The sequence below is a fragment of the Nocardioides okcheonensis genome, assembly GCF_020991065.1.
Taxonomy (GTDB): Bacteria; Actinomycetota; Actinomycetes; order Propionibacteriales; family Nocardioidaceae; genus Nocardioides; species Nocardioides okcheonensis.
Genome location: NZ_CP087710.1, coordinates 2,727,150 through 2,748,955, shown reverse-complemented (window position 1 = coordinate 2,748,955; position 21,806 = coordinate 2,727,150). Strand labels below are relative to the sequence as shown.

Genomic DNA, 21,806 nt, shown 5'->3' with positions numbered 1-21,806 from the left:
CCGGCAGGCTCGGGACGTTGGTCGGGCGTCGACTGGTCCGTCCGGTCGCGCCGCGCTGGCCCCAGGGGTCCGGTCCGGCGGGACGTTGGTCCCGGGGCGTCGCCACGCCGGAGGGCTCAGTACTGGAACTGGTTGACGAGGGTGCGCATCTCGGCCGCCATCCGGGCCAGCTCGTCAGCCGCCTGCGACGTCGAGTTCGCCGCCGCCTGCGTGTCCGAGGCACTACGCGCCACACCCGTCACGTTCACCGCGATGTCACTCGACCCCGTCGCCGCCTCCGCCACGTTCCGGCTCATCTCGTTCGTCGTCGCCGTCTGCTCCTCCACCGCCGACGCGATCGTGGCCTGCGTGTCATTGATCTGACCGATGATCTCCGCGATCTCAGCGATCGCCGCCACCGCAGCCTCCGTGTCCGACTGGATCGCCTCGATCCGACGCCCGATGTCCTCGGTCGCCTTCCCCGTCTCCTGCGCCAGCTCCTTGACCTCGTTGGCCACCACCGCGAAACCCTTGCCCGCCTCACCCGCACGAGCCGCCTCGATCGTCGCGTTCAACGCCAACAGGTTCGTCTGCTCCGCGATCGAGTTGATCACCTTGATCACGTTCCCGACCTCCGCCGACGAATCACCCAGCTTCGCCACCGTCGCGTTCGTCGACTCCGCCACCACCACCGCCTGCGCCGCCACACCCGCAGCATTCGACGCGTTCTGCGCGATCTCGCGGATCGACGCCGACATCTCCTCGGTCCCCGTCGCCACCGTCTGCACGTTCCGCGACACCTGCTCCGCCGCCGCAGACACCAGACCCGCCTGCGACGACGACTCCGACGCCGACCCACTCATCTGACCCGACACCGACGACAGCTCCTCCGACGCCGACGCCAACGACTGCGCGTTGTGGTCCATCTGACCCATCGCCGACGACAACTTCCCCAACGCCGCGTTCAACGCCACGGCCATCTCGCCGACCTCGTCGGCGGACTCCACCGCCAGCCTGTCGTCGAGGCGGCCCTGGGCCACCTGCTGCAGGACGGCGACGGTGCGCTGCAGGGGACGCGCCACCATCCGACCGATGCCGATCGCCAGGGCGACCCCCAGCATCCCGGCCACCACCACCAGGCCGATGATCAGCGCGCGCGCCGACGTGTAGCCCGTGCGGGACTCCGCGAGCGAGCCCCCGGCGATGCCGGTCTCCATCGAGGTCAGCTCGTCGAGGGCGTCGGACGCGGCCTTCTCGGGCTTCTCCAGGCCCTCCTGGAGGGTCACGATCGCGTCGTCGACCTGCCCGGCCTCCAGCTGCGCCACCAGGGTGTCGTCGCGCAACGACCGGTAGTCGGCGACCGCCGCGGCGAAGGCGTCCCGGGCCTCCTCGCGACCGGTCATGTCGGTGCCGGTGTAGAGGGCCCAGGACTCGTCGAGGGCCGCGTCTGCCTCGGCGAGGGTCGAGCGCAGGTCAGGGATGGAGGCTCGCTCCCCCGAGATGACGGCGTCGTGCAGGGCGTCGGTGCTGCTGGACATCGCGTCGGCCGTGTCCGCGAGCCACAGCGTGGCCTCGAAGTTGTCGCGGTACATCACCTCGACGCGGTCCTGCGCCGAGGCGAGCCGCACGATCCCGAGACCGCCGACCACGGCCATCAGGGCGACCATCAGCAGGAAGCCGATCATCAGCTTGCGCGCCGTCGGCAGGTCCTTGAAGCGGCCCAGCAGTCCGGGTGAGGTGGCGCGGGGCGTCTCGGTCGCGCCCGCGCGACGACGGGTCGCTCGCGGGGCGGGCGGGGACGTACGGGTGGCGGGCGGGGTGAGGACGGCGGTCACGACGTTTCTCCGTGGTCTGGTCCGCATCCGAGATGTTGCCGCGGATTCCGTGGAGAACCAGCGTCAACTTGCAGAGAAAGGATGGTCGATCAGGGACAGGACCATGGAACGGCAATCTCGACGTCGAGATACCTACTTCGGGGGCAGATCGGGACCTTCGGCCCTGTCACACCACCCGGACGAACGATGCGCGCGCGCCATCGGGTGCGTCCGGACGTGACCGGGCTTCCCTAGCCTCCGCGTCCTCAGAGGTCTCGCTCAGTCGTCGAGGGCGTCCAGCTCGGCCAGCGCCGACTCCCACCGCTCGCGTCGCTCGTCGTCGGACTGCTCCCACCAGGGCGTGCCGCGCTCGCCGAGCCCGACCTTCGCCAGCTGGGTGCGGTGCCGCGTCGCGGCCAGCGCGGCGTCGTCAGGAGCGGAGCGGACCCCGGAGCGGCCCCGGCCCAGGTGGGACTTCAGCCGCGCGAGCGCGTCGGCGGGGACCGCCGGGTCCGTACGCCGCCAGCGCCGGCCGTCGACGACCAGCCACTTCTCGTCCTCCGTCGGCTCGCCCATCCGACGAGGATGCCAGCCCGGGCCCGGCTCAGCCGGCGTACTGCGGGTCGGGCGCCTCGACCCACTGCACGAGCTGGAAGACCACGCCGTTCGGATCGGTCATCTGGAAGTAGCGCTCGCCCCAGGGCTCGGTCTCCAGGGGGGTGACCACCTCGACGCCCTCCCGCACCAGCCGGGCGTGCTCGGCGTCGACGTCCTCGACCGTGAGGACCACCAGCAGGCCGTCGGCGCTGCCGGCCGCCAAGGACGGCTTGAAGGACGCCAGGCCGGTGCGCAGGAAGATCAGGTGGAACCCCGCGTCGGGATGGGCCAGGGAGCAGAAGCCGTCGGCCTCCATGGCGGTGGTGAAGCCCAGGTGCTGCCGTGCCCACGCGGCCGACGCCTCCACGTCGGGCACGTTGAGCGACAGGGCGGAAGCGGTGACGTGCACGGGGTCCTCCTCGGTTGCTGTACCGTACTTTGTACGGTGTACACCGTACAACGAACGCGTGCCAGAATGGTTCCCGTGAGCGAGAGGACCGGGGCCGGCGAGCCCAGCCGGACGCTGGCGCTGCTGTGGGGCACGGCGCCGGACGCGCCCCGCAAGGGGCCGGCGCGGTCGCTGACGGTGGACACGGTCGTCGGGGCCGCGGTCGGGATCGCCGACGAACGGGGCCTCGCCGCGGTGACCGTGCGGGCGGTGGCCGAGCGGGTCGGCGTCTCCGCCATGTCGGTCTACACCTACGTCCCCGGCAAGCCCGAGCTGCTCGACCTGATGGTGGACCGCTGCTACCTCGCGATGGACCGGACGCCCTGGACGGACCAGCCCTGGCGCGACCGGCTGCGGGCCGTCGCGGAGGACAACCGGCGGCTGCTCACCGCCCACCCGTGGCTCACCGAGGTCGCCGCGCTGAGCCGCCCGCCGCTCGGCCCCGGGGTGATGGGCAAGTACGAGCACGAGCTGGCCGCGCTCGACGGCACCGGCCTGCCCGACGTCGAGACCGACGCGGCGCTGGCGCACCTCCTCGGGTTCGTCCAGCAGCACTGCCGCGCGGTCCACGACGCGGCGCGGGCGACGACGGACTCGGCGATGAGCGACGCGGACTGGTGGGCCGCCAACCGGCCCGTGCTGGAGCGCGCGCTCGACCCGGCCGCCTACCCGCGGGCGGTGCGGGTCGGCACCGCTGCCGGCGAGGCACAGGGCAGCGCGTGGTCGGCCGACCACGCCTGGGCGTTCGGCCTCGAGCGCACCCTCGACGGGCTCGCCGCCCTCGTCGGGCGCTGATCCTGCGTCGACCGGGTCAGCGCACCCCGACGATCGAGAGCCGGCCGGCGCCGTAGAGCGGGATGGTGACGGAGAGGTCGAGGCGCCGACCGGTGGCGGCGGCGTCCGCGCAGACCTGCGGGCTCGGCCAGGCGCCGACGTGGTGGACGTCGGCCAGCTTGACGTGCGGACGGCCCTCCTCGTTGAGCAGCGCCGCCATCACGTTGAGCACCTCGGCGAGGTTCTCCTTGAGGATCGGCGTCAGGTCGCGCTCGGCGACCGCGTCCTGGGCCCCGCCGGCCGGCAGCAGGCCGACCGCGGCGCCGGCGTACGCCGACAGCGGGAGGTCCACGACCGCCACCGCACGGGTGGTGAGCCGGTCGTCGACGTAGACGGCGAACGTCGACCCGGCGGCGGAGTCGCCGCTGAAGCCCTCCGCCGGCTCGAGGCTGACGTCACGGCCCAACAGCCCGCTGAGCAGCTCGCGCACCTCCAGCGCGCTGGGCGAGCGGACCAGGTCGAGGTCGGTGCTCATGCGACCACCGCGTCGAGCTGGTCGCGGAAGGAGTCCGCGGTGAACGGCTTGGCGATGAGGAACAGCGCGCCCGACGACATCGCGCGGTCCACCATCTCGGGGGTCCCCTCGGAGGTGACGAACCCGAACGGCACCTGCTGGCCGCTGGCGCGCAGCGCCCGGAGCAGGTCGATGCCGTTCATCTCGGGCATGTTCCAGTCGGACAGGACGAGGTCGGGCGACTGCGTGTGCACCAGCTCGAGCGCCACGGCTCCGTTCTCGGCCTCGATCAGGTCGTGGCCGCCGTAGCCGGCCTGGCGCAGCGTGCGGATGACGATCTGGCGCATCACCCGGCTGTCGTCGGCGATGAGGATCTTCATGGGGGTGTCTCCTGGTTCAGAGGGCGGGGCGGACCGGGTCGGCGCCCCAGACGCGGACTTCGACGGGGTGGCCGGCCCACCACAGGAGGGCCTGGCAGATCTCGACGTGGGGCCACTCGGCGGCGTCGGCGTCGAGGACCTCGGGGAGGCCGAGGACGCTGCCGTCGACGAGCAGGCTCTTGACGTTGCCGCCGAGCACGTTGACGAGCTCGCCGACGGCGTCGCGGACGTCCTCCTCGCTGACCTCGGGGTCGCTCAGCATGCGGCGGGTCAGGTCGGCGGCGGCCGCGCGGGACACCTCGAGGGTGATCCACCCGGTCCACTGGCCGTGCACGGCGACCGAGGCCCGCAGCCGGCCGGTCTGCTCCTCCTCCGGCGACGACGCGGGCGGGGCGTCCTGCAGCAGGAACGCGGTGAGCACCTCCTCGCCGAGGAGGTGGAGGTCGTCCGGCGTGACCGGCGACTCCTGGACGTTCGAGCTCATGCGACACCCCTTTGCGGGTTGAGGCCGAGGTAGTCGATCTTGTCGACGAACGCCTCGGCGGAGAACGGCTTGATCAGGTACTCGTGGGCGCCGGCGGCGAGTGCCCGCACGATCTGCCCCTGCTCGGCCTCGGTGGTCACCATCATCAGCGTGACGTCGCGCAGGCCGAGATCCGCACGCACGGCGTGCACGAACTCCAGCCCGTTCATCACCGGCATGTTCCAGTCGACGGTCGCGAGCACCGGGAGATCGCCGCGGTGCTCCTCGAGCACCTCGAGCGCCTCCTTGCCGTCGCCGGCCTGGAGCACGTCGAAGCCCAGGCTCTGGAGCTGGCGCGCGAGCATCATCCGCATCGTGCGGGAGTCGTCGATCACGAGGGCGTGCATGTCAGATCGCTTCCTGTCGGGTCGGTCGTACGAGGCCGGGCACGGTGCGCGGCGGGACCGGAGCGGGTGTCGCGGGGGGGCGGGGACGGTTGAGGGTGAGCCGGCCGACGGGCTGTCGGTGCCAGGTGTCGTCGATGCCGAGCGTGGTCTCCGCGCCCCCGAGGAAGAGGTAGCCGTCGGGCGACATCACCTGGCGCACCCGGCTGAGCACCGAGCGCTTGGTCGGCTGGTCGAAGTAGATGAGCACGTTGCGCAGGAAGACCAGGTCGAAGACCGGCATCGGCGGGAACGGGGCCGCCAGGTTCATCACCTGGGTCCGCACCATCGAGCGCAGCTGGTCGGAGACCTGCCACTGGGTGCCCTGGCGCTGGAAGTGCTTGACCATCAGCGGCGCGGGGAGCCCGCGGCCGATCTCGAGCTGGCTGTAGCTGCCGGCGCGGGTGCGGGCGACCATGCTCGGTGCGATGTCGGTGGCGAAGATCTCCACCTGCCAGCCGCGCGGCACCACGTGCTCGGCCAGCAGCATGGCGATCGTGTACGCCTCCTGCCCGCTCGAGCAGGCGGCCGACCAGACGGTGATCTTGCGCCGGGCGGCGTTGCGGGCGAGCAGGTCCGGCAGCACGTGGGAGGCCAGCACGTCGAAGGGCTCGCGGTCGCGGAACCACGACGTCTCGTTGGTGGTCAACGCCTCCACCACCGCCGCGCGACCGGGGTAGCCGGCGCCGGACTGCAGGTGGGTGACGTAGGCGTCCAGGTCCGCGAACCCGGCGGCACGGGCGAGCGGCTGCAGCCGGGCCTCGACGAGGTACTCCTTGCCGGACTCGAGCACGATCGCCGCCTCACGGCGGACCAGGTCGGCCACGAAGGTGAAGGAGCGGGGGGACAGGCTCATGCGAGGGCCGCCTCTCGGGGGGAGTAGGGGCCGCGGCGCCCGCGGCGCACGCGGTCGACGATGGCTGGACCGATCTGGTGGAGCGGCAGGACCTGCGCGGGGACGCCGGCCTCGACGACCGCCCGGGGCATCCCCCACACGACCGAGGTGGCCTCGTCCTGCACGAGCGCGGAGCCGCCGGCCGCGACGACCGCGGCACACCCGCTGGCCCCGTCGGAGCCCATGCCGGTGAGCACGACGGCCAGCACGTGGCCGCCCCACGTCTCGACGACCGACCGGAACATCACGTCGACGGCCGGGCGGCAGTAGTGCTCCGGGGTGCCCTGGTCGAGGGCCGCCACGATGCCCGAGGGGAGGGCCCGCGTGCCGCGGAAGCGGAGGTGGTGGTCACCGGGCGCGACGAGCACGCCGCCGGCCACCACGGGGTCGCCGGCACTGGCCTCGCTCACGTGGAGCGGGACCTTGCCGTTGAGCCGGTCGGCGAACTGCCGCGTGAAGACCGGGGGCATGTGCTGCACGACCACGACCGGGACGCCGAGGTCGGCGGGCAGGGCGGCGAGCACCGCGGACAGGGCGTCGGGGCCTCCGGTGGAGGCCCCGATCGCCACCACGTCGACCTGGTTCGTGGCCGTCGCGGGCCGGCCACGGGGTGCGAGCGGTGCGACCGGGGCGGTCAGCAGGGGCCGCGGCGGGGCGGGCGGGGCGATGATCCGGCGGCACAGGCCGTGGATCTTCGGCACCAGCTGCTGCCGCACAGCCTCCATCGAGGCCATCACGCTGCCGACGTTGGCCGGCTTGGTGACGTAGTCGCTCGCGCCGAGCTCGAGGGCGTCCAGGGTCGCGGTGGCACCACGCTCGGTGAGGGTGGAGAACATCACGACCGGCAGCCGCGGGTGGAGCGGGCGCAGGTGCCGCAGGGTCTCGAGCCCGTCCATCACGGGCATCTCGATGTCGAGCGTGACCAGGTCCGGGTTCACCTGGGCGATCTTGGCCAGTGCCACGCGGCCGTTGGCGGCCGTGCCGACGACCTCGATCTGCGGGTCCGCGGCCAGTGCCTCGGCGACGAGCCGGCGCACGACGACGGAGTCGTCGACGACCAGCACCCGTACCTTTCGCGACATCGCGTCCTCCTCCTCGGTCCGTCGCTCAGTACTGGAACTGGCCGACGAGGGTGCGCATCTCGGCCGCCATCCGGGCCAGCTCGTCAGCCGCCTGCGACGTCGAGTTCGCCGCCGCCTGCGTGTCCGAGGCACTACGCGCCACACCCGTCACGTTCACCGCGATGTCACTCGACCCCGTCGCCGCCTCCGCCACGTTCCGGCTCATCTCGTTCGTCGTCGCCGTCTGCTCCTCCACCGCCGACGCGATCGTGGCCTGCGTGTCATTGATCTGACCGATGATCTCCGCGATCTCAGCGATCGCCGCCACCGCAGCCTCCGTGTCCGACTGGATCGCCTCGATCCGACGCCCGATGTCCTCGGTCGCCTTCCCCGTCTCCTGCGCCAGCTCCTTGACCTCGTTGGCCACCACCGCGAAACCCTTGCCCGCCTCACCCGCACGAGCCGCCTCGATCGTCGCGTTCAACGCCAACAGGTTCGTCTGCTCCGCGATCGAGTTGATCACCTTGATCACGTTCCCGACCTCCGCCGACGAATCACCCAGCTTCGCCACCGTCGCGTTCGTCGACTCCGCCACCACCACCGCCTGCGCCGCCACACCCGCAGCATTCGACGCGTTCTGCGCGATCTCGCGGATCGACGCCGACATCTCCTCGGTCCCCGTCGCCACCGTCTGCACGTTCCGCGACACCTGCTCCGCCGCCGCAGACACCAGACCCGCCTGCGACGACGACTCCGACGCCGACCCACTCATCTGACCCGACACCGACGACAGCTCCTCCGACGCCGACGCCAACGACCGCGCATTCGCATCCATCTGACCCATCGCCGACGCCAGCTTCCCCAACGCACCGTTCAACGCCGTGCTCATCCGCCCGATCTCGTCGGCCGAGTCCACCTCCAGGCTCTGGTCCAGGCGACCGGCGGCCACGAGCTCCAGCACCTCGACGGTGCGCTGCAGCGGACGCGCCACCAGGCGACCCAGGAACACGGCCAGGGCGATGCCCAGGGCGCCGGCCACGAGCACCAGGCCGATGATCAGCACCCGTGCGTTGGCGTACGCGCTCTTGGACGCGGTGATGAGGTCCTTCGAGATGGCCTTCTCGGTGTCGATGACGGTGCCGAGGTCGTCGGTCAGCTGCTGTGCCGCCGGGTCGAGCTGCTCGTGCTTGGCGGTGTTGGCCTGGCCCAGCTTGCCGTCGGCGAGGAGGGGCAGGACGGTGTCGTCGCGGACCGAGCGGAAGGCGGCGAGCGACTTCTCGAACTGCGCGATGACCTTCTCGCGGCCGGTGGTGTCGGTGGCCAGGTAGGCGTCCCAGTTCGCGTTGACGTCGGTGGCGAGCTTGTCCATCTCGGCCTTGAGCTCAGGCGTCATCCCGTCGAGCATCGCCTCCTCCAGCACCGCGGAGACGTTCGCCTCGTCGACGTTGATGGCGGCGAGGTTGAGCGAGGCCTCGTAGCTGTCGGTGTAGAGCGACTCGATCCGGTTCTCGGACGCGCTCAGCTGCTGCAGCCCGATCGCGCCGACCACCGCCATCATCGCGACGAGGACGAGGTAGCCGACGAGCAGCTTGCGTGCGGTCGGCAGGTCCCGGAAGCGGTCCAGCAGGCCGCGCCGCGAGGTGGGAGCGGCCTGGGCGCGCCCGCTGCGGGCACGGACGGCCTGCGTGCGGCTGGCCGGGGGGTTCAGCACGGTCATGACATTCCTTCGGAGGTGACTGCGCGCTCGGTGTCGAGCAGGAGCATGAGGTGGGTGTCGAGCTTGCAGACGCGGGTCACGAGGCTGCGGATGGAGGCCGGCACGGTGTCCGGCGGTGCCTCGAAGGCGTCCCTCGAGGGAGCGAGGACGTCGCCGATCTCGTCGACGACCAGGCTGACGGCGCTGCCGTCCGGCGACTTCACGACGACGTTGACCGACGGGGCGTCGGGCTCGCGGGGCGGGAGCCCCAGCCGGGCCCGGAGCTCGAGCATCGTGACGATCTGGCCGCGGAGGTTGAGCAGGCCGGCGATCTCGTCGGGTGCCAGGGGCACCACCGTGAGGTCCTGCGAGCGCAGCACCTCCTGGACGGAGGAGACCGGGACGCCGAAGACGTGTCCGTCGAGGGCGAAGGTGCAGTACTGGGACATCAGGGCCTCCTAGGCCGACCAGGCCAGGCGGTCACCGGACGGGAGTCCGGCGAAGACCTGGGCGATGTCGACGAGCTCGGTGACGTGGCCCGACACGACGGCCGAGCCGTCGCCGCCGGTGGAGTCGAGGGGCGTACGCGCGTCCAGCGTGGCCTCGACGATGTCGAGGATCGCGTTGACGACCACCCCGGCCTGCTGCTCGCCCTGGCGGCACACCACCACCTGGAGCGTGGAGAGCCCCTGGTGGCCGGCGTCGCCGTGGAGCACGTGGTCGAGGCGCACCAGCGGGAGGATCTGGCCGCGGTGCTGGACGACCTCGTGGTGGCCGGCCCGCTCGATGCGGCCGCGCTCGATCTCCTCGAGCCGGTCGACCGCCGCGACGGGGATCGCCGCGCGACGACCGTCGCCGAGCTCGACGAGGAGCAGGGAGGCCGCGTCCTCGCTGGCGTCGGCGCCGTGCGCGGCGAGCGTGCCGAGCTCGGCCTCGGGGGTCATGCCGGCGCGCCGGGCGAGGGCGGTGGCGTCCAGGATGAGCGCGACCGCGCCGTCGCCCATGATGGTGGCGCCGGCGTAGAGCGGCAGCTGGCGCAGGTGCGTGCCGAGCGGCTTCACCACGATCTCCTCGGTGTCGAGGATGTCGTCGACGACCAGGCCGTACTGCTGGTTGTCGGCCTTGAGCACCGCGACGTAGGTCGTCTCGCGCTCGACGCCGGGGAGGTCGAGGGTCTCGCGCAGGTCGACCAGCGGGAGCAGGCGACCGCGCAGCCGGTAGACCGGCGAGCCGTGCACGCTCTCGATCGCGGTCGCGGCCTGCGCCGCGTCGAGGCGGACCAGCTCGAGCAGGTTGACCTGCGGGATCGCGAACCGGTGCCCGGCCGCGGAGACCACCAGGGCGGGGATGATCGCCAGCGTCAGCGGGATCCGGATCCGGACCGTCGTGCCCGAGCCGGGCTCGCTGGAGAGGTCGATCGCGCCGCCGATGCGCTCGATGTTGGTGCGCACCACGTCCATCCCGACGCCGCGGCCCGACACGTTGGTGACGCCCTCGGCGGTGGAGAACCCGGGCGTGAAGATCAGGTTGACGGCCTCGTGGTCGCTCAGGCGCGCCGCGGTCTCGCGGTCCATCAGGCCCTTCGAGACGGCCTTGTCGCGCAGCCGGGCGGGGTCGATGCCGGCGCCGTCGTCGGTGATCTCGATGTTGACCTGGCCGCCCTCGTGGAAGGCGCGCATCGACAGGGTGCCGTGGGCCGGCTTCCCCTGCGCGGTGCGGACGTCGGGCTTCTCGATGCCGTGGTCGATGCTGTTGCGGACCAGGTGGGTCAGCGGGTCGCGGACCGCCTCGAGGATGGTCTTGTCGAGCTCGGTCTCCTTGCCGCGCATGTCCAGCTCGACGCTCTTGCCGAGCTGCACCGAGAGGTCGCGGACGACGCGGGGCAGCTTGCTCCACAGCGTGTCGATCTGCTGCAGGCGCATCTTCATGACGCTCTCCTGCAGCTCGCCGGCCACCAGGTTGAGCCGGTGGGTGGTGCGGGCCAGCTCGACGTCCTCGCGCGTGGCGACGCGCTGGAGCATCTGGTTGCGGGTGAGCACCAGCTCGCCGACCAGGTTCATCAGCGAGTCGAGCAGCGCGACGTCGACGCGGATGGTGCTGTCGGCCACCGAGCGGCGGCCCTCGGCCGGCTCCTCGGCGGCGGCGGTGTCCGGCACGTCGGCGGCGTCGGTGCGGGCCGGGACGACACCCAGCGTCGCGGGGGCGGGCAGGTCGTGCTCCGACTCCTCGGCCGGCTCCTCGGCCGGCTCGTCGGAGTCGGTCTCGTCGGCAGCCTCGTCGGCCTCGGGCGCGGCGGGGTCCTCGGGCAGCTCGCCGTCGAGCACGGCCGCGAGGCGCGCCACCAGCCCGTCGTACGTCTCGGTGCCCTCGGCCCCGGTGTGCTCGATGTTGGTGAGCAGGGAGCGGACGGCATCGACGACCTCGAGCAGCAGGCTGGTGAGGCCGGGGGTCAGGGCCAGCTCGCCGTCGCGCAGGCGGGCCAGCAGGCTCTCGCCGACGTGCGTCACCGACTCCAGGATCGAGAACGCCAGGAAGCCGCTGGTGCCCTTGATCGTGTGGATGGTGCGGAAGACGCTGGCGAGCAGCGTGGAGGAGGAGGGGTCGCGCTCCAGCGCGATGAGGTCGCGGTCCAGCTGGTCGAGGTTCTCGTGGCTCTCGACCAGGAACTCGCCGATGATCTCGTCGAGGCCGTCCATGGCATCCAACGTGGGCTCCGTCCGCAGGGAAGACCAGAGAGGTCTTGTCGAGCCTCGGATCGGCCCCGGCGGGGGGCTCCTGAGGGGCGCGGGAGCGATCGGGCCCATGGTCCCGGCGCCCGCGGGACGGAGGTCCCGACGCGGGTGACCCGTGCGTGCCACCCCCTCGACGCGCCCGGGTGGGGGCGGCGCGCCGGAGGTCCCGGCGGTCGGACGCGCGCTGGCAACGCGGTCGGGAACGACGAAGGCCCCGGACGATGTCCGGGGCCTTCGATGCTGGTGCGCGAGGGGGGAGTTGAACCCCCACGTCCTTTCGGACACACGGACCTGAACCGTGCGCGTCTGCCTATTCCGCCACTCGCGCCAGAAGCGGGCTCAGGCTACCCCACGGCGCGCGCGGCCTCCCAATCGGCCGCCTCGCGCGACGTCATGGTGCGTGGTCGTGCCGGCGACCGCGCACCGTGACGTCTCGCTCGGACGGGTGGGCGACCGGGGCGGCTGAGTGGCGCGACGGCGCTCGGCCGGTACGCTCGGCCGCACCGGCCGGGCGGTCCAGTGACGCCTGCCCACCACGACGACGCGACCCGAGCGCAAGGAGAGGAGGCCCCGCCGATGAACGCCCTGCAGCGCTTCGAGCAGCGGCTCGAGGGACTCATCTCCGGAGTCTTCGCCCGCGCCTTCCGCAGCGCGGTGCAGCCCGTCGAGATCGCGGCCGCGCTGCAGCGCGAGTGCGACAACAACGCCCAGGTGATGAGCCGCCAGCGCCGCCTGGTGCCCAACGACTTCCACGTCGAGCTGTCCGCGACCGACCTCGAGCGCATCGGCGGCCTCGGTCGCGCGCTCGAGCAGGACCTCGTCGACCAGCTGCAGGACCACGCCGACGCGCAGGGCTACGTCTTCACCGGTCCGGTCACCATCGCCTTCGAGGAGGCCGACGACCTCACCACCGGCCGCTTCCGGATCCGCAGCAAGGCGCAGGCCAGCGTCACCGACAACGACCAACGCACCCGCACGCGTGCCTCGCACGCGACCCTCGAGGTCAACGGCACCCGCCACCCGCTGCGCCCGCCGGGCCTGGTCGTCGGGCGCGGCACCGAGGCCGACCTGCGGATCAACGACCCGGGCGTGAGCCGGCGCCACCTCGAGCTCGAGGTGTCGGTCGACGGGGTCGAGGCGGTCGACCTCGGCTCGACCAACGGGATCCTGGTGGACGGCTCCAAGGTGGCCCGGGCGCGCCTGCGCGACGGCTCGACCATCCGGATCGGCCACACCGACATGACGGTCCGCATCGACGGCGGCCGCGACGAGGCCGGGGGCTGGAATGTCTGAGCTGACCCTGTTCCTGATCCGCGCGGCGTTCCTCGCCGTGCTCTGGATCTTCGTCCTCTCGGCGATCTCGGTGATCCGCTCGGACATGTTCGGGGCCCGCGTCCCCGAGACCGCCCGCGGCTCCGGGCCGGTCCCGACCGGGCGCAAGCCCAAGGCGCCGCGCAAGCCGCGCCGCGGCGCGCCGACCCACCTGCTGGTCGTCGAGGGCGAGAACCCCGGCGTCCGCGCCGAGCTCGCCGACGCGCCCCTCCTCATCGGGCGGGGCAGCGACGCCGCGATCAAGCTCGACGACGACTACGTCTCGACCCGCCACGCCCGCATCGCCAGCAGCGGCGACGAGTGGTTCGTGGAGGACCTCGGCTCCACCAACGGCACCTACGTCGGTCCCGTGCGCATCACCCAGCCCACCACGATCGGTCTCGGGGTGCAGGTGCGCGTCGGGAAGACGATCCTGGAGCTGCGCAAGTGATGTACCTCCACTACTCGGCGATCTCCGACGTGGGGCGGGTGCGTCGCGAGAACCAGGACAGCGGCTACGCCGGTCCGTGGCTGCTCACGGTCTGCGACGGCGTCGGCGGCGCCGTCCGCGGCGACCTCGCCTCCAGCACCGCCGTCCAGGCGCTCCGCAAGCTCGACCGCGAGCCCGACGACGACGTCGTCGGCCAGGTCGCCGGGGCCCTGCACCGCGCCGACGACCGGATCGCCGAGCTGGTCGAGGAGGACCCCGCCCTCAACGGCACCTCCACCACCGCCACGGTCGCGCTCTTCGACGGCACCCGGTTCGCGATCGGCCACATCGGCGACAGCCGGGCCTACCTCCAGCGGCGCGGCCAGCTGCGCCAGCTCACCCACGACCACACCTTCGTCCAGTCGCTCATCGACGAGGGCCGGATCACCGAGGAGCAGTCGCGGACCCACCCGCACCGCAACCTCATCCTCAAGGCCCTCGACGGGATCCGCCACGAGGAGCCCGACCTCTTCGAGTTCCCCGCCGAGCCCGGCGACCGGGTCCTGGTCTGCAGCGACGGCGCCTGCGGCACGCTCACCGACGACCGGATCGCCGACATCCTCGCCAGCGGCACGCCCGACTACGCCGCGGTCGAGCTGGTGCGTGCCAGCCTCGAGGCCGGCAGCACCGACAACGTCACCTGCGTGGTCGCCGAGGTCAGCGAGCAGCCGCCCGCCGAGGACCTGGCGCCGCTGCTCGTGGGTGCCGCGGCCGACCTGCCGCGGCGTACGCCCCTCTCCGGGGCCGCGGGCGCCGTCGGCGGCCTGTTCCGCGGGCACCGCTCCGGCGACACCGGCGAGATCCCGCCCGTCCCGGGCGACGTGCCCGAGGGTGCGTTCGCCGCCGACCCGATCGACCACGAGACCGCCCGCTACGCCCCGCGGCCCCCGCGCCGCTTCGCGTGGCTGCGCCGGCTGCTCGTCCTCGCCGTCGTGCTCGGCGTGGCGTGGGTGGTGCTGGCCGCCGGCTGGTCGTGGAGCCAGCAGCAGTTCTACGTCGCCGAGCAGGACGGCAAGGTCGCGATCTTCCGCGGCATCGACGCGTCCCTGCCCGGCGTCTCCCTGTCCCACCCCTACGAGACCACCGACGTCGACCTCGACCGGCTGAGCGACATCGACGCCGAGCAGGTGCGCGAGGGCATCGAGGCCGACTCGCTCGACGACGCGCGCCTCACCGTCGACAACTACGCCGCGCGCCAGGACGTCGGCTGAGCGTGACGGGAGGCACTCGATGAGCCAGAACGGCACCCTGATGGGCTTCGTGCACCGGCGCCGCCGGGGCGCGGAGCTGTTCCTGCTGCTGCTCGCCCTCGCGGTCGGCATCGGCGCCTACGCCGCGGTCGGGCTCGGCGTCGAGGGCGTCGTCCCGGCCGACCTGGTCGGCTACGGCGGCTGGCTGACCGGGCTGATCGTGGTCGCCCACGTGACCGTCCGCCTCGTCGCGCCCTACGCCGACCCGGTGCTGCTGCCGCTCGTGGCCGCGCTCAACGGCCTGGGCCTGGCCGTCATCCATCGGCTCGACCTCACCTACGCCGCGCTCGACCGCGCCAACCAGGACTTCGCCCGCCAGCAGCTGGTCTGGATGACCCTCGGCGTCATCCTCTTCGTCGCGACGCTGGTGCTGCTGCGCGACCACCGCGTCCTGCAGCGCTTCACCTACACCGCCGGCCTGGGCGGCATCCTGCTGCTGGTCCTGCCGTTCCTGCCGGTCATCGGCAGCGGCAAGAACGGCGCCAACATCTGGATCAACGTCGCCGGGTTCAGCTTCCAGCCCGGCGAGGTCGCCAAGGTCCTGCTGGTCATCGCGTTCTCCGGGTACCTCGTGCTCCACCGCGACGCGCTCGCGCTCGCCGGACGGCGGGTGGTCTTCGTCGACCTGCCGCGTGGGCGCGACCTCGGCCCGATCCTCGCCATGTTCGGCATCTCGATGATGATCCTGGTGCTCCAGAACGACCTGGGCTCCTCGCTGCTGTTCTTCGGCCTGTTCCTCGTGATGCTCTACGTCGCCACCGAGCGGCCCGGCTGGCTGGTCGTCGGCGGGCTGCTGTTCGCGGCCGGCGCGGTCGCGGCGTACACCTTCGTCGGCAACGTGCAGAACCGGTTCAACTTCTGGCTGCACCCGATGGACTACTACGACGCCTCCCCCGGCAGCTACCAGCCCGTCGAGGCGCTCTTCGGCATGGGCTGGGGCGGCCTGATCGGCCGCGGCCTCGGCAACGGCTTCCCCGAGCGGATCACCTACGCCGAGTCCGACTACATCATCGCCGCGATCGGCGAGGAGCTGGGCCTCACCGCCGTCATGGCGATCGTGCTCTGCTACGGCCTGATCGTCGAGCGGGCGCTGCGGATCGCGCTGATCTCGCGCGACGGCTTCGGCAAGCTGATGGCCGTCGGCCTCGGCGCGATCGTCGCGCTCCAGGTCTTCGTCGTCATCGGCGGCGTCACCGGCCTGATCCCGCTGACCGGCCTCACCACCCCGTTCCTGTCCTACGGCGGCTCCTCGCTGGTCGCCAACTGGGTCGTGGTCGCGCTGCTGCTGCGCATCTCCGACCAGGCCCGCCGTCCCGCTCCCCGCCTCGACCCCGTCGACGACGCCGAGGCGGACAGCGAGCACACCCAGGTGGTGAAGCTGAAGTGAACAAGCCCATCCGCGTCGTCTCGGTCTTCTGCCTGCTGCTCTTCCTCGCGCTGCTGGTCAACGCCACCTACCTGATGGCCGTGCGCTCCGACGACCTCGCGCAGGACCCACGCAACCGCCGGATCATCACCGCGACGTTCTCCCGTGAGCGCGGCGCGATCCTCGTCGGCAAGGAGGCGATCGCGCGCAGCGTGCCCTCCGACGACCAGTACAAGTTCCAGCGGACCTACTCCGAGCCCTTCAAGTACGCCCCCATCACCGGCTACTTCTCCTGGTTCAGCCAGACCGGCGTCGAGCGCTCGCAGAACGACGTGCTGTCCGGCGACGACTCGCGCCTGTTCGTCACCCGCCTGGTCGACCTGCTCAGCAACAGCGACCCCAAGGGCGGCAACGTCCAGCTCACCGTCAACGCCGCCGCGCAGGACGCGGCCTGGAACGGCCTGGAGAACCTCCCGGGCGACGCCCAGGGCGCCGTGGTGGCGCTCGAGCCCACCACCGGGCGGATCCTGGCGATGGCCTCGACGCCGACGTTCGACCCCAACAACTTCGCCTCCCACGACTTCACGGCCGTGGGCGAGCTGGGCGAGAAGCTCAACGCCGACCCGCGCCAGCCGCTGATCAACCGCACCATCGGCACCACGCTGCCGCCCGGCTCGACGTTCAAGCTGGTCACCGCGGCCGCGGCGATCGAGTCCGGCAACTACGACGCCGACTCGATGGTCCCCGGCGGCTCCGGGTTCAAGCTGCCCCAGTCGTCCACCGTCATCGGCAACCACGACGGCGGCGACTGCGGCGGCCGCCGGATCACCATGACCCAGGCCATGCAGGTCTCCTGCAACGTCACCTTCCTCAGCCTCGCCAACGAGCTCGGCAACGACGCGATGGCCGACCAGGCCGAGAAGTTCGGCTTCAACGACACCTCGCTGGAGGACCTCGGCGGCCAGGCGAGGTCGCTCTACCCGCGCGACATGGACGCCCCGCAGACCGCGATGTCCGGCATCGGCCAGTCCAGCGTGACCGCGACCCCGCTGCAGATGGCGATGGTGGCCGCCGCGATCGCCAACGACGGCGACGTGATGCGCCCCTACGTCGTCGACGAGGTGCGCGCGCCCAACCTGTCGGTCCTCGACCGCACCGAGCCGCAGAGCATCAGCAAGGCGATCTCCAGCACCACCGCCGACGAGCTCACGAAGATGCTGGTCGCGACCGTCGACACCGGCACCGCCACCCCGGCGCAGATCCCGGGCGTCGAGGTCGCCGGCAAGACCGGCACCGCGCAGTCCACCGCCGAGCGCCCGCCCTACGCCTGGTTCGTCTCCTTCGCCCCGGCCGACGACCCCCAGGTCGCGGTCGCGGTGCTCGTGCAGTCCAGCGACACCGCCCGCGAGGAGATCGCCGGCGGCCTGCTCGGCGGCCCGATCGCGAAGGCGATCATGGAGGCGGTGATCAACCGGTGAGCGCCCTCGCCCCGGGCGAGGCCGTCGACGGCGCCGGCCGCTACGTCCTCTCGTCCCGGATCGCCACCGGCGGCATGGGCGAGGTCTGGGCGGGCCGCGACACGGTGCTCGGGCGGTCCGTGGCCGTGAAGGTGCTCAAGCCGGAGTACGCCGACGACCCGCTGTTCCGGCAGCGGTTCGAGACCGAGGCCCGCCACGCCGCCGGCCTGCAGCACCCCGGCATCGCCGCCGTCTTCGACTTCGGCGAGAGCGAGGTCGACGACTCCTCCGGCGCCCCGCGCCCCTACCTCGTCATGGAGCTGGTCGAGGGCCAGCCGCTCTCGGCGCTGCTGCGACCCGACGCGCCGCTCGACGCCGCCGCCGCGGCGGCGCTCCTCGCCCAGGCCGCCGATGCCCTCGGCCAGGCCCACGCGGCGGGGATCGTGCACCGCGACGTCAAGCCGGCCAACCTGCTCGTCACCCCCGACCGGCGGATCAAGGTCACCGACTTCGGCATCGCCCGCGCCACCGACGGGATGGCCCTCACCGAGACCGGCCAGGTCCTCGGCACGCCCGCCTACATCTCGCCCGAGCAGGCCGAGGCCGCACGGCCACGCCGGCCTCCGACGTCTACTCCCTCGGCGTCGTGGCCTTCGAGTGCCTCGCCGGGCGCAAGCCCTACGTCGCCGACACTCCCGTCGCGACCGCCCTCGCGCACCTGCGCCAGCCCGTCCCCGAGCTCCCCGAGCGGGTGCCGGCCGACCTGGCCGCCGTCGTGCGCCGCGCCCTCGCCAAGTCCCCCGAGGAGAGGTTCCCCGACGGCACCGCCCTCGCCCGCGCGCTGCGCGACCCCTCCTCCGTGGCCGGTGCCGGTGCCTCGACCGCCACCGTCGCCGCCCCGATGCCCGCGGCGAGGCCACGCAGGTGATGGCGGCCGCGCCGGCGGGCCGCCCGCGCCGATCCCGACGCCCGCTCCGACGCCGGCTCCCACGCCGCGGCAGGCGCGCGAGCGGCGTACGCCGTGGCCCCTGCTGGTCGGTCTCCTCGCCGTCGCGGCCGCCGTGCTGCTGGCCGTGTGGCTCGGCTCCCGCGGCGGCGACACCACCGACACCGGGGCCGGCTCGCAGGACCCGACGCGCAGCGCGAGCCAGCAGCCCTCGCAGACGCCGTCCGAGACCCCGTCGGAGACGCCGTCCGAGACCCCCAGCGAGACCCCCAGCGAGACGCCGAGCGAGACCCCCACCGAGGAGCCGGCGACGGTCGAGGTGGACCCCGCGGCCTACGTCGGTCGCGACCGCAAGGACGTCGAGAAGGAGCTGCGCGACCTCGGCCTCGAGCCGGTGCCGGTGGAGCTGGAGAACCCCGGCGACCAGGAGGACGGCGTCGTCGCGTCGGTCGAGCCGTCCGGCACCCTCGAGGAGGGCGCCCAGGTCACGGTGAGCTTCTGGGGCAAGGTCCCGCCCGGACAGGAACCGGGCGGACCCGGCAGCCCCGGCGGACCGGGCACCGGGCCCGAGGGCGCACCCGGTCAGCAGAAGGACGAGGAAGGTGGCACACAGCGATGACGCAGTCGGAGCCGACGCTGATCGGCGGACGCTACGAGCTCGGCGAGCTGCTGGGCCGCGGTGGGATGGCCGAGGTCCGCAAGGGCCGGGACCTGCGCCTGGGCCGCACGGTCGCCGTGAAGCGGCTGCGCACGGACCTGGCGAGCGACGCGACGTTCCAGGCGCGCTTCCGGCGTGAGGCGCAGTCGTCGGCCTCGCTCAACCACCCCGCGATCGTGTCCACCTACGACACGGGCGAGGAGATGGCCACCGACGGCTCCGGCGTGGCCCAGCCCTACATCGTGATGGAGTGCGTCGAGGGCCGGACGCTGCGCGACATCCTGCGCGAGGGCCGCAAGATCCTGCCCGAGCGAGCCCTGGAGATCACCGCCGGCGTGCTGTCCGCGCTGGACTACAGCCACCGCGCCGGGATCATCCACCGCGACATCAAGCCCGGCAACGTGATGCTGACCCCGGCCGGCGACGTCAAGGTGATGGACTTCGGCATCGCCCGCGCGATCTCCGACGCGTCCTCCACGATGACCCAGACCGCCGCCGTCGTCGGGACCGCCCAGTACCTCTCCCCCGAGCAGGCGCGCGGCGAGACCGTCGACTCGCGCTCGGACGTCTACTCCACCGGCTGCCTGATGTACGAGCTGCTGACCGGGCGCCCGCCGTTCGTCGGCGACAGCCCGGTGGCGGTCGCCTACCAGCACGTCCGCGAGCCGGCCTCGCCGCCGTCGGACCTCGACGACCAGCTCGACCCCGAGATCGACGCGATCGTGATGAAGTCGCTCGCCAAGCGCGTCGAGGACCGCTACCAGAGTGCTGCCGCGATGCGGGCCGACATCGAGCGCTACCTCGCGGGCCACCCGATCCAGGCGCCCGCCGTGGCACCCGCCCCCGCGGCGACGGCGTACGTCCCGCCGGTGCCGCCCCCGGACGCCACGACGACCCTGGCGGGGATGGGTGGCGCGGCAGCCGCCGCACCGCCCCCGCAGGAGCCACGACGCGGCGGACGGGCCGGATGGGTGCTCGGCGGCCTGCTCCTCGTCCTGCTCCTCGGCCTCGGTGCCTGGTTCCTCAACGGGCTGCTGTTCGACGACGCGCCCGAGCGCACCGCGGTGCCGAACCTGGTCGGGATGACCGAGGACGAGGCGCGCGCGGCGATCGGCGACGCGGGCTTCTCGGTCGGCCGGATCACCCGGGAGACCTCCGACACCGTCCAGGCCGACCAGGTGATCAGCCAGGACCCGGCGCGCGACGTCTTCCGCGACCCCGGCGACTCCATCAGCTTCGTGCTCTCCCTCGGCAAGCCCGAGGTGGAGGTGCCCTTCGTCGTCGGGAGCCTCCGCAAGGAGGCCCGTGCCCGCCTGGTCGAGGCCAGCCTCAGGGTGCGCTTCCAGGAGGAGGACTCCGACGAGGACAGGTTCCAGGTCTTGCGCACCGAGCCGGCCGCCGGCACGCCCGTCGCGGAGGGCACGACCGTGACGGTCTACTACTCCGACGGCCCGGAGAAGGTGCCGGACGTCCGCGGGCTCAAGCAGGGCGAGGCCGAGCGCACCATCCGCGAGGCCGGCTTCGTGCCGGACGTCCGCGTCGACGCCACCTCGGTCGAGCCCAAGGGCACCGTGGTCGACCAGATCCCGGTCGGCGGGACGGCCGACCAGAACAGCACCATCACGCTGTTCGTCTCCGCCTACGAGGAGCCGGTCACGCCGACCGAGACCCCGACGGAGACGCCCACCGAGACGCCGACGGTGCCGACGGAGACCCCCACCGTCCCGACCGAGACGCCGACGACGGGCCGGGTCGTCCCGGGGCGCGTCACTCCGGGATCGGCGTCGCCCAGGTGAGGTCGAGCAGGCCGGTGTAGGCGGGAGCGGTGGCCGACTCGAGCTCGGTCATGTCCCACGAGACGCCTCCACCGGGCTCGTCGGTGTAGTCGCGGTAGGTCGCGAGGATCGGGTCGGTGGTGAGCTCGGCCTCCATCCGCAGCGGGTCGCCGATGCCGACGACGACGTAGGGCGGGGAGTAGGACAGGCCGTTGAGCTTGACGACGTTGCCCTCGCACTTGATGCCGGTCGTGGAGATCACCCGCTGGCCCTGGATCGTCACCGCGACCGCGCCGGCGTTCCACATCGCGTTGGCGACGGCCTGGATGTCCTGCTGGTGCACGACGAGGTCGTTGGGGTCGCCCTCGTAGGCCACCCGGGCGTCGAAGGACGCGTCGTCGAGCGTCACCTGCACCGCCGGGCCGGACTTCTCGGTGAGGCCGGCCGGATCGACGAGCGTGGCGATCTCGTCCTGGGCCCGCGCCACCGACCGGTCGCCGAGCTCGGCGCTGAGCGACTCCACCTCCGTGGTGAGGTCGGCCACCTGCGCCGTCAGGTCGCCCGCCTCGTCGCGCTCGGCGCGGACCACCGAGCCGAGGTCCGTGAGGCGTCCGCCGCGCAGGTCCGTGCCGTCGCTCTGCTCCGCGCTGACCGCGAAGAGGGTCCCGCTGAGGATCACCACCACCGGCGTCGCCACCCGCCAGACGCGGCGGCGTCCGGGGGATGCGTGGGACTGCGAGGCCATGGCGACTACGCT

Annotated in this window: 21 protein-coding genes and 1 tRNA gene; 8 read left to right on the top strand and 14 right to left on the bottom strand. The window is 72.6% G+C overall.

The features are described 5' to 3' along the window. Positions 1 to 116: 116 nt before the first annotated feature. The 3 genes from LN652_RS13345 to LN652_RS13335 all read right to left on the bottom strand — a co-directional run bounded on the left by LN652_RS13345 (position 117) and on the right by LN652_RS13335 (position 2,799). The gene (locus LN652_RS13345) at positions 117 to 1,841 is read right to left on the bottom strand and encodes a methyl-accepting chemotaxis protein (RefSeq protein ID WP_230441114.1); all 1,725 of its coding nucleotides are present in this window, start codon (positions 1,839 to 1,841) and stop codon (positions 117 to 119) included. A gap of 231 nt (positions 1,842 to 2,072) precedes the next feature. Further along, entirely contained in the window at positions 2,073 to 2,369 is a 297-nt protein-coding gene (locus tag LN652_RS13340) for a hypothetical protein (RefSeq protein ID WP_230441113.1), read from the bottom strand. A gap of 28 nt (positions 2,370 to 2,397) precedes the next feature. Beyond that, a complete protein-coding gene (locus tag LN652_RS13335) occupies positions 2,398 to 2,799 on the bottom strand; it encodes a VOC family protein (RefSeq protein WP_230441112.1) in 402 nt (133 codons plus the stop codon). Positions 2,800 to 2,874: 75 nt separating this feature from the next. Here LN652_RS13335 and LN652_RS13330 point away from each other — a divergent pair, with 75 nt between their 5' ends. Then, on the top strand, positions 2,875 to 3,633 hold the full coding sequence (locus LN652_RS13330; protein ID WP_230441111.1) for a TetR/AcrR family transcriptional regulator: 759 nt from the start codon (positions 2,875 to 2,877) through the stop codon (positions 3,631 to 3,633). A 16-nt stretch (positions 3,634 to 3,649) separates the two neighbouring features. Here the strand turns inward: LN652_RS13330 and LN652_RS13325 are convergent, their stop codons facing one another. From LN652_RS13325 to LN652_RS13270, 10 genes are all read right to left on the bottom strand, one after another. Beyond that, positions 3,650 to 4,147, bottom strand: a complete 498-nt coding sequence (locus LN652_RS13325; RefSeq protein WP_230441110.1) for a hypothetical protein — start codon at positions 4,145 to 4,147, stop codon at positions 3,650 to 3,652. Beyond that, entirely contained in the window at positions 4,144 to 4,506 is a 363-nt protein-coding gene (locus tag LN652_RS13320; protein ID WP_230441109.1) for a response regulator, read from the bottom strand. The genes LN652_RS13325 and LN652_RS13320 overlap by 4 nt, the downstream gene beginning before the upstream one ends. A gap of 16 nt (positions 4,507 to 4,522) precedes the next feature. Further along, positions 4,523 to 4,990 carry a chemotaxis protein CheX gene (locus tag LN652_RS13315; protein WP_230441108.1) on the bottom strand — a complete coding sequence of 156 codons (468 nt, stop codon included), beginning with the start codon at positions 4,988 to 4,990 and terminating at the stop codon, positions 4,523 to 4,525. Next, positions 4,987 to 5,376, bottom strand: a complete 390-nt coding sequence (locus tag LN652_RS13310) for a response regulator (RefSeq protein WP_230441107.1) — start codon at positions 5,374 to 5,376, stop codon at positions 4,987 to 4,989. Before LN652_RS13310 ends, LN652_RS13315 begins: the two co-directional genes overlap by 4 nt. 1 nt (position 5,377) lies before the next feature. Continuing rightward, positions 5,378 to 6,268, bottom strand: coding sequence for a CheR family methyltransferase (locus LN652_RS13305; protein WP_230441106.1), 891 nt, complete (start codon positions 6,266 to 6,268; stop codon positions 5,378 to 5,380). Beyond that, positions 6,265 to 7,389 carry a protein-glutamate methylesterase/protein-glutamine glutaminase gene (locus LN652_RS13300; RefSeq protein ID WP_230441105.1) on the bottom strand — a complete coding sequence of 375 codons (1,125 nt, stop codon included), beginning with the start codon at positions 7,387 to 7,389 and terminating at the stop codon, positions 6,265 to 6,267. Before LN652_RS13300 ends, LN652_RS13305 begins: the two co-directional genes overlap by 4 nt. A gap of 25 nt (positions 7,390 to 7,414) precedes the next feature. Beyond that, entirely contained in the window at positions 7,415 to 9,085 is a 1,671-nt protein-coding gene (locus LN652_RS13295; protein WP_230441104.1) for a methyl-accepting chemotaxis protein, read from the bottom strand. Beyond that, positions 9,082 to 9,513, bottom strand: a complete 432-nt coding sequence (locus LN652_RS13290) for a chemotaxis protein CheW (RefSeq protein WP_230441103.1) — start codon at positions 9,511 to 9,513, stop codon at positions 9,082 to 9,084. The genes LN652_RS13295 and LN652_RS13290 overlap by 4 nt, the downstream gene beginning before the upstream one ends. A gap of 9 nt (positions 9,514 to 9,522) precedes the next feature. After that, positions 9,523 to 11,760: a chemotaxis protein CheA gene (locus tag LN652_RS13285; RefSeq protein ID WP_268932175.1), complete on the bottom strand. Its 2,238-nt coding sequence runs from the start codon at positions 11,758 to 11,760 to the stop codon at positions 9,523 to 9,525. 277 nt (positions 11,761 to 12,037) lie between these two features. After that, positions 12,038 to 12,124 (bottom strand) — tRNA-Leu (locus LN652_RS13270). A 248-nt stretch (positions 12,125 to 12,372) separates the two neighbouring features. On the opposite strand from LN652_RS13270, the gene LN652_RS13265 reads away from it, so the two are divergent. Genes LN652_RS13265 through pknB form a run of 7 tightly spaced genes read left to right on the top strand, consistent with a single transcriptional unit; the run spans position 12,373 to position 21,070 of the window. Further along, positions 12,373 to 13,089: an FhaA domain-containing protein gene (locus LN652_RS13265; RefSeq protein WP_230441102.1), complete on the top strand. Its 717-nt coding sequence runs from the start codon at positions 12,373 to 12,375 to the stop codon at positions 13,087 to 13,089. Then, entirely contained in the window at positions 13,082 to 13,558 is a 477-nt protein-coding gene (locus LN652_RS13260; protein WP_230441101.1) for an FHA domain-containing protein FhaB/FipA, read from the top strand. Before LN652_RS13265 ends, LN652_RS13260 begins: the two co-directional genes overlap by 8 nt. Further along, on the top strand, positions 13,558 to 14,808 hold the full coding sequence (locus LN652_RS13255; RefSeq protein ID WP_230441100.1) for a PP2C family protein-serine/threonine phosphatase: 1,251 nt from the start codon (positions 13,558 to 13,560) through the stop codon (positions 14,806 to 14,808). The genes LN652_RS13260 and LN652_RS13255 overlap by 1 nt, the downstream gene beginning before the upstream one ends. Positions 14,809 to 14,827: 19 nt before the next feature. Further along, a complete protein-coding gene (locus tag LN652_RS13250; RefSeq protein WP_230441099.1) occupies positions 14,828 to 16,234 on the top strand; it encodes an FtsW/RodA/SpoVE family cell cycle protein in 1,407 nt (468 codons plus the stop codon). Beyond that, positions 16,231 to 17,691, top strand: a complete 1,461-nt coding sequence (locus tag LN652_RS13245; protein ID WP_230441098.1) for a peptidoglycan D,D-transpeptidase FtsI family protein — start codon at positions 16,231 to 16,233, stop codon at positions 17,689 to 17,691. Before LN652_RS13250 ends, LN652_RS13245 begins: the two co-directional genes overlap by 4 nt. Continuing rightward, complete coding sequence (locus LN652_RS13240; protein ID WP_230441097.1) at positions 17,688 to 19,235, top strand: serine/threonine protein kinase; 1,548 nt, start codon at positions 17,688 to 17,690, stop codon at positions 19,233 to 19,235. Before LN652_RS13245 ends, LN652_RS13240 begins: the two co-directional genes overlap by 4 nt. Continuing rightward, the gene (gene pknB, locus LN652_RS13235) at positions 19,232 to 21,070 is read left to right on the top strand and encodes a Stk1 family PASTA domain-containing Ser/Thr kinase (protein WP_230441096.1); all 1,839 of its coding nucleotides are present in this window, start codon (positions 19,232 to 19,234) and stop codon (positions 21,068 to 21,070) included. The genes LN652_RS13240 and pknB overlap by 4 nt, the downstream gene beginning before the upstream one ends. On the opposite strand, the gene LN652_RS13230 is transcribed toward pknB, so the two are convergent. Then, the gene (locus tag LN652_RS13230; RefSeq protein WP_230441095.1) at positions 21,042 to 21,794 is read right to left on the bottom strand and encodes a DUF881 domain-containing protein; all 753 of its coding nucleotides are present in this window, start codon (positions 21,792 to 21,794) and stop codon (positions 21,042 to 21,044) included. The two genes, pknB and LN652_RS13230, sit on opposite strands and share 29 nt — an antisense overlap. Positions 21,795 to 21,806 lie beyond the last annotated feature (12 nt).

What these genes read in the sequence shown, in the direction of transcription:
- LN652_RS13345 (WP_230441114.1), bottom strand. Translation starts at nt 1,841, where the DNA reads ATGCGGACCAGACCACGGAGAAACGTCGTGACCGCCGTCCTCACCCCG.
- LN652_RS13340 (WP_230441113.1), bottom strand. Translation starts at nt 2,369, where the DNA reads ATGGGCGAGCCGACGGAGGACGAGAAGTGGCTGGTCGTCGACGGCCGG.
- LN652_RS13325 (WP_230441110.1), bottom strand. Translation starts at nt 4,147, where the DNA reads ATGAGCACCGACCTCGACCTGGTCCGCTCGCCCAGCGCGCTGGAGGTG.
- LN652_RS13320 (WP_230441109.1), bottom strand. Translation starts at nt 4,506, where the DNA reads ATGAAGATCCTCATCGCCGACGACAGCCGGGTGATGCGCCAGATCGTC.
- LN652_RS13315 (WP_230441108.1), bottom strand. Translation starts at nt 4,990, where the DNA reads ATGAGCTCGAACGTCCAGGAGTCGCCGGTCACGCCGGACGACCTCCAC.
- LN652_RS13310 (WP_230441107.1), bottom strand. Translation starts at nt 5,376, where the DNA reads ATGCACGCCCTCGTGATCGACGACTCCCGCACGATGCGGATGATGCTC.
- LN652_RS13305 (WP_230441106.1), bottom strand. Translation starts at nt 6,268, where the DNA reads ATGAGCCTGTCCCCCCGCTCCTTCACCTTCGTGGCCGACCTGGTCCGC.
- LN652_RS13300 (WP_230441105.1), bottom strand. Translation starts at nt 7,389, where the DNA reads ATGTCGCGAAAGGTACGGGTGCTGGTCGTCGACGACTCCGTCGTCGTG.
- LN652_RS13295 (WP_230441104.1), bottom strand. Translation starts at nt 9,085, where the DNA reads ATGACCGTGCTGAACCCCCCGGCCAGCCGCACGCAGGCCGTCCGTGCC.
- LN652_RS13290 (WP_230441103.1), bottom strand. Translation starts at nt 9,513, where the DNA reads ATGTCCCAGTACTGCACCTTCGCCCTCGACGGACACGTCTTCGGCGTC.
- LN652_RS13285 (WP_268932175.1), bottom strand. Translation starts at nt 11,760, where the DNA reads ATGGACGGCCTCGACGAGATCATCGGCGAGTTCCTGGTCGAGAGCCAC.
- LN652_RS13265 (WP_230441102.1), top strand. Translation starts at nt 12,373, where the DNA reads ATGAACGCCCTGCAGCGCTTCGAGCAGCGGCTCGAGGGACTCATCTCC.
- LN652_RS13260 (WP_230441101.1), top strand. Translation starts at nt 13,082, where the DNA reads ATGTCTGAGCTGACCCTGTTCCTGATCCGCGCGGCGTTCCTCGCCGTG.
- LN652_RS13255 (WP_230441100.1), top strand. Translation starts at nt 13,558, where the DNA reads ATGTACCTCCACTACTCGGCGATCTCCGACGTGGGGCGGGTGCGTCGC.
- LN652_RS13250 (WP_230441099.1), top strand. Translation starts at nt 14,828, where the DNA reads ATGAGCCAGAACGGCACCCTGATGGGCTTCGTGCACCGGCGCCGCCGG.
- pknB (WP_230441096.1), top strand. Translation starts at nt 19,232, where the DNA reads ATGACGCAGTCGGAGCCGACGCTGATCGGCGGACGCTACGAGCTCGGC.
- LN652_RS13230 (WP_230441095.1), bottom strand. Translation starts at nt 21,794, where the DNA reads ATGGCCTCGCAGTCCCACGCATCCCCCGGACGCCGCCGCGTCTGGCGG.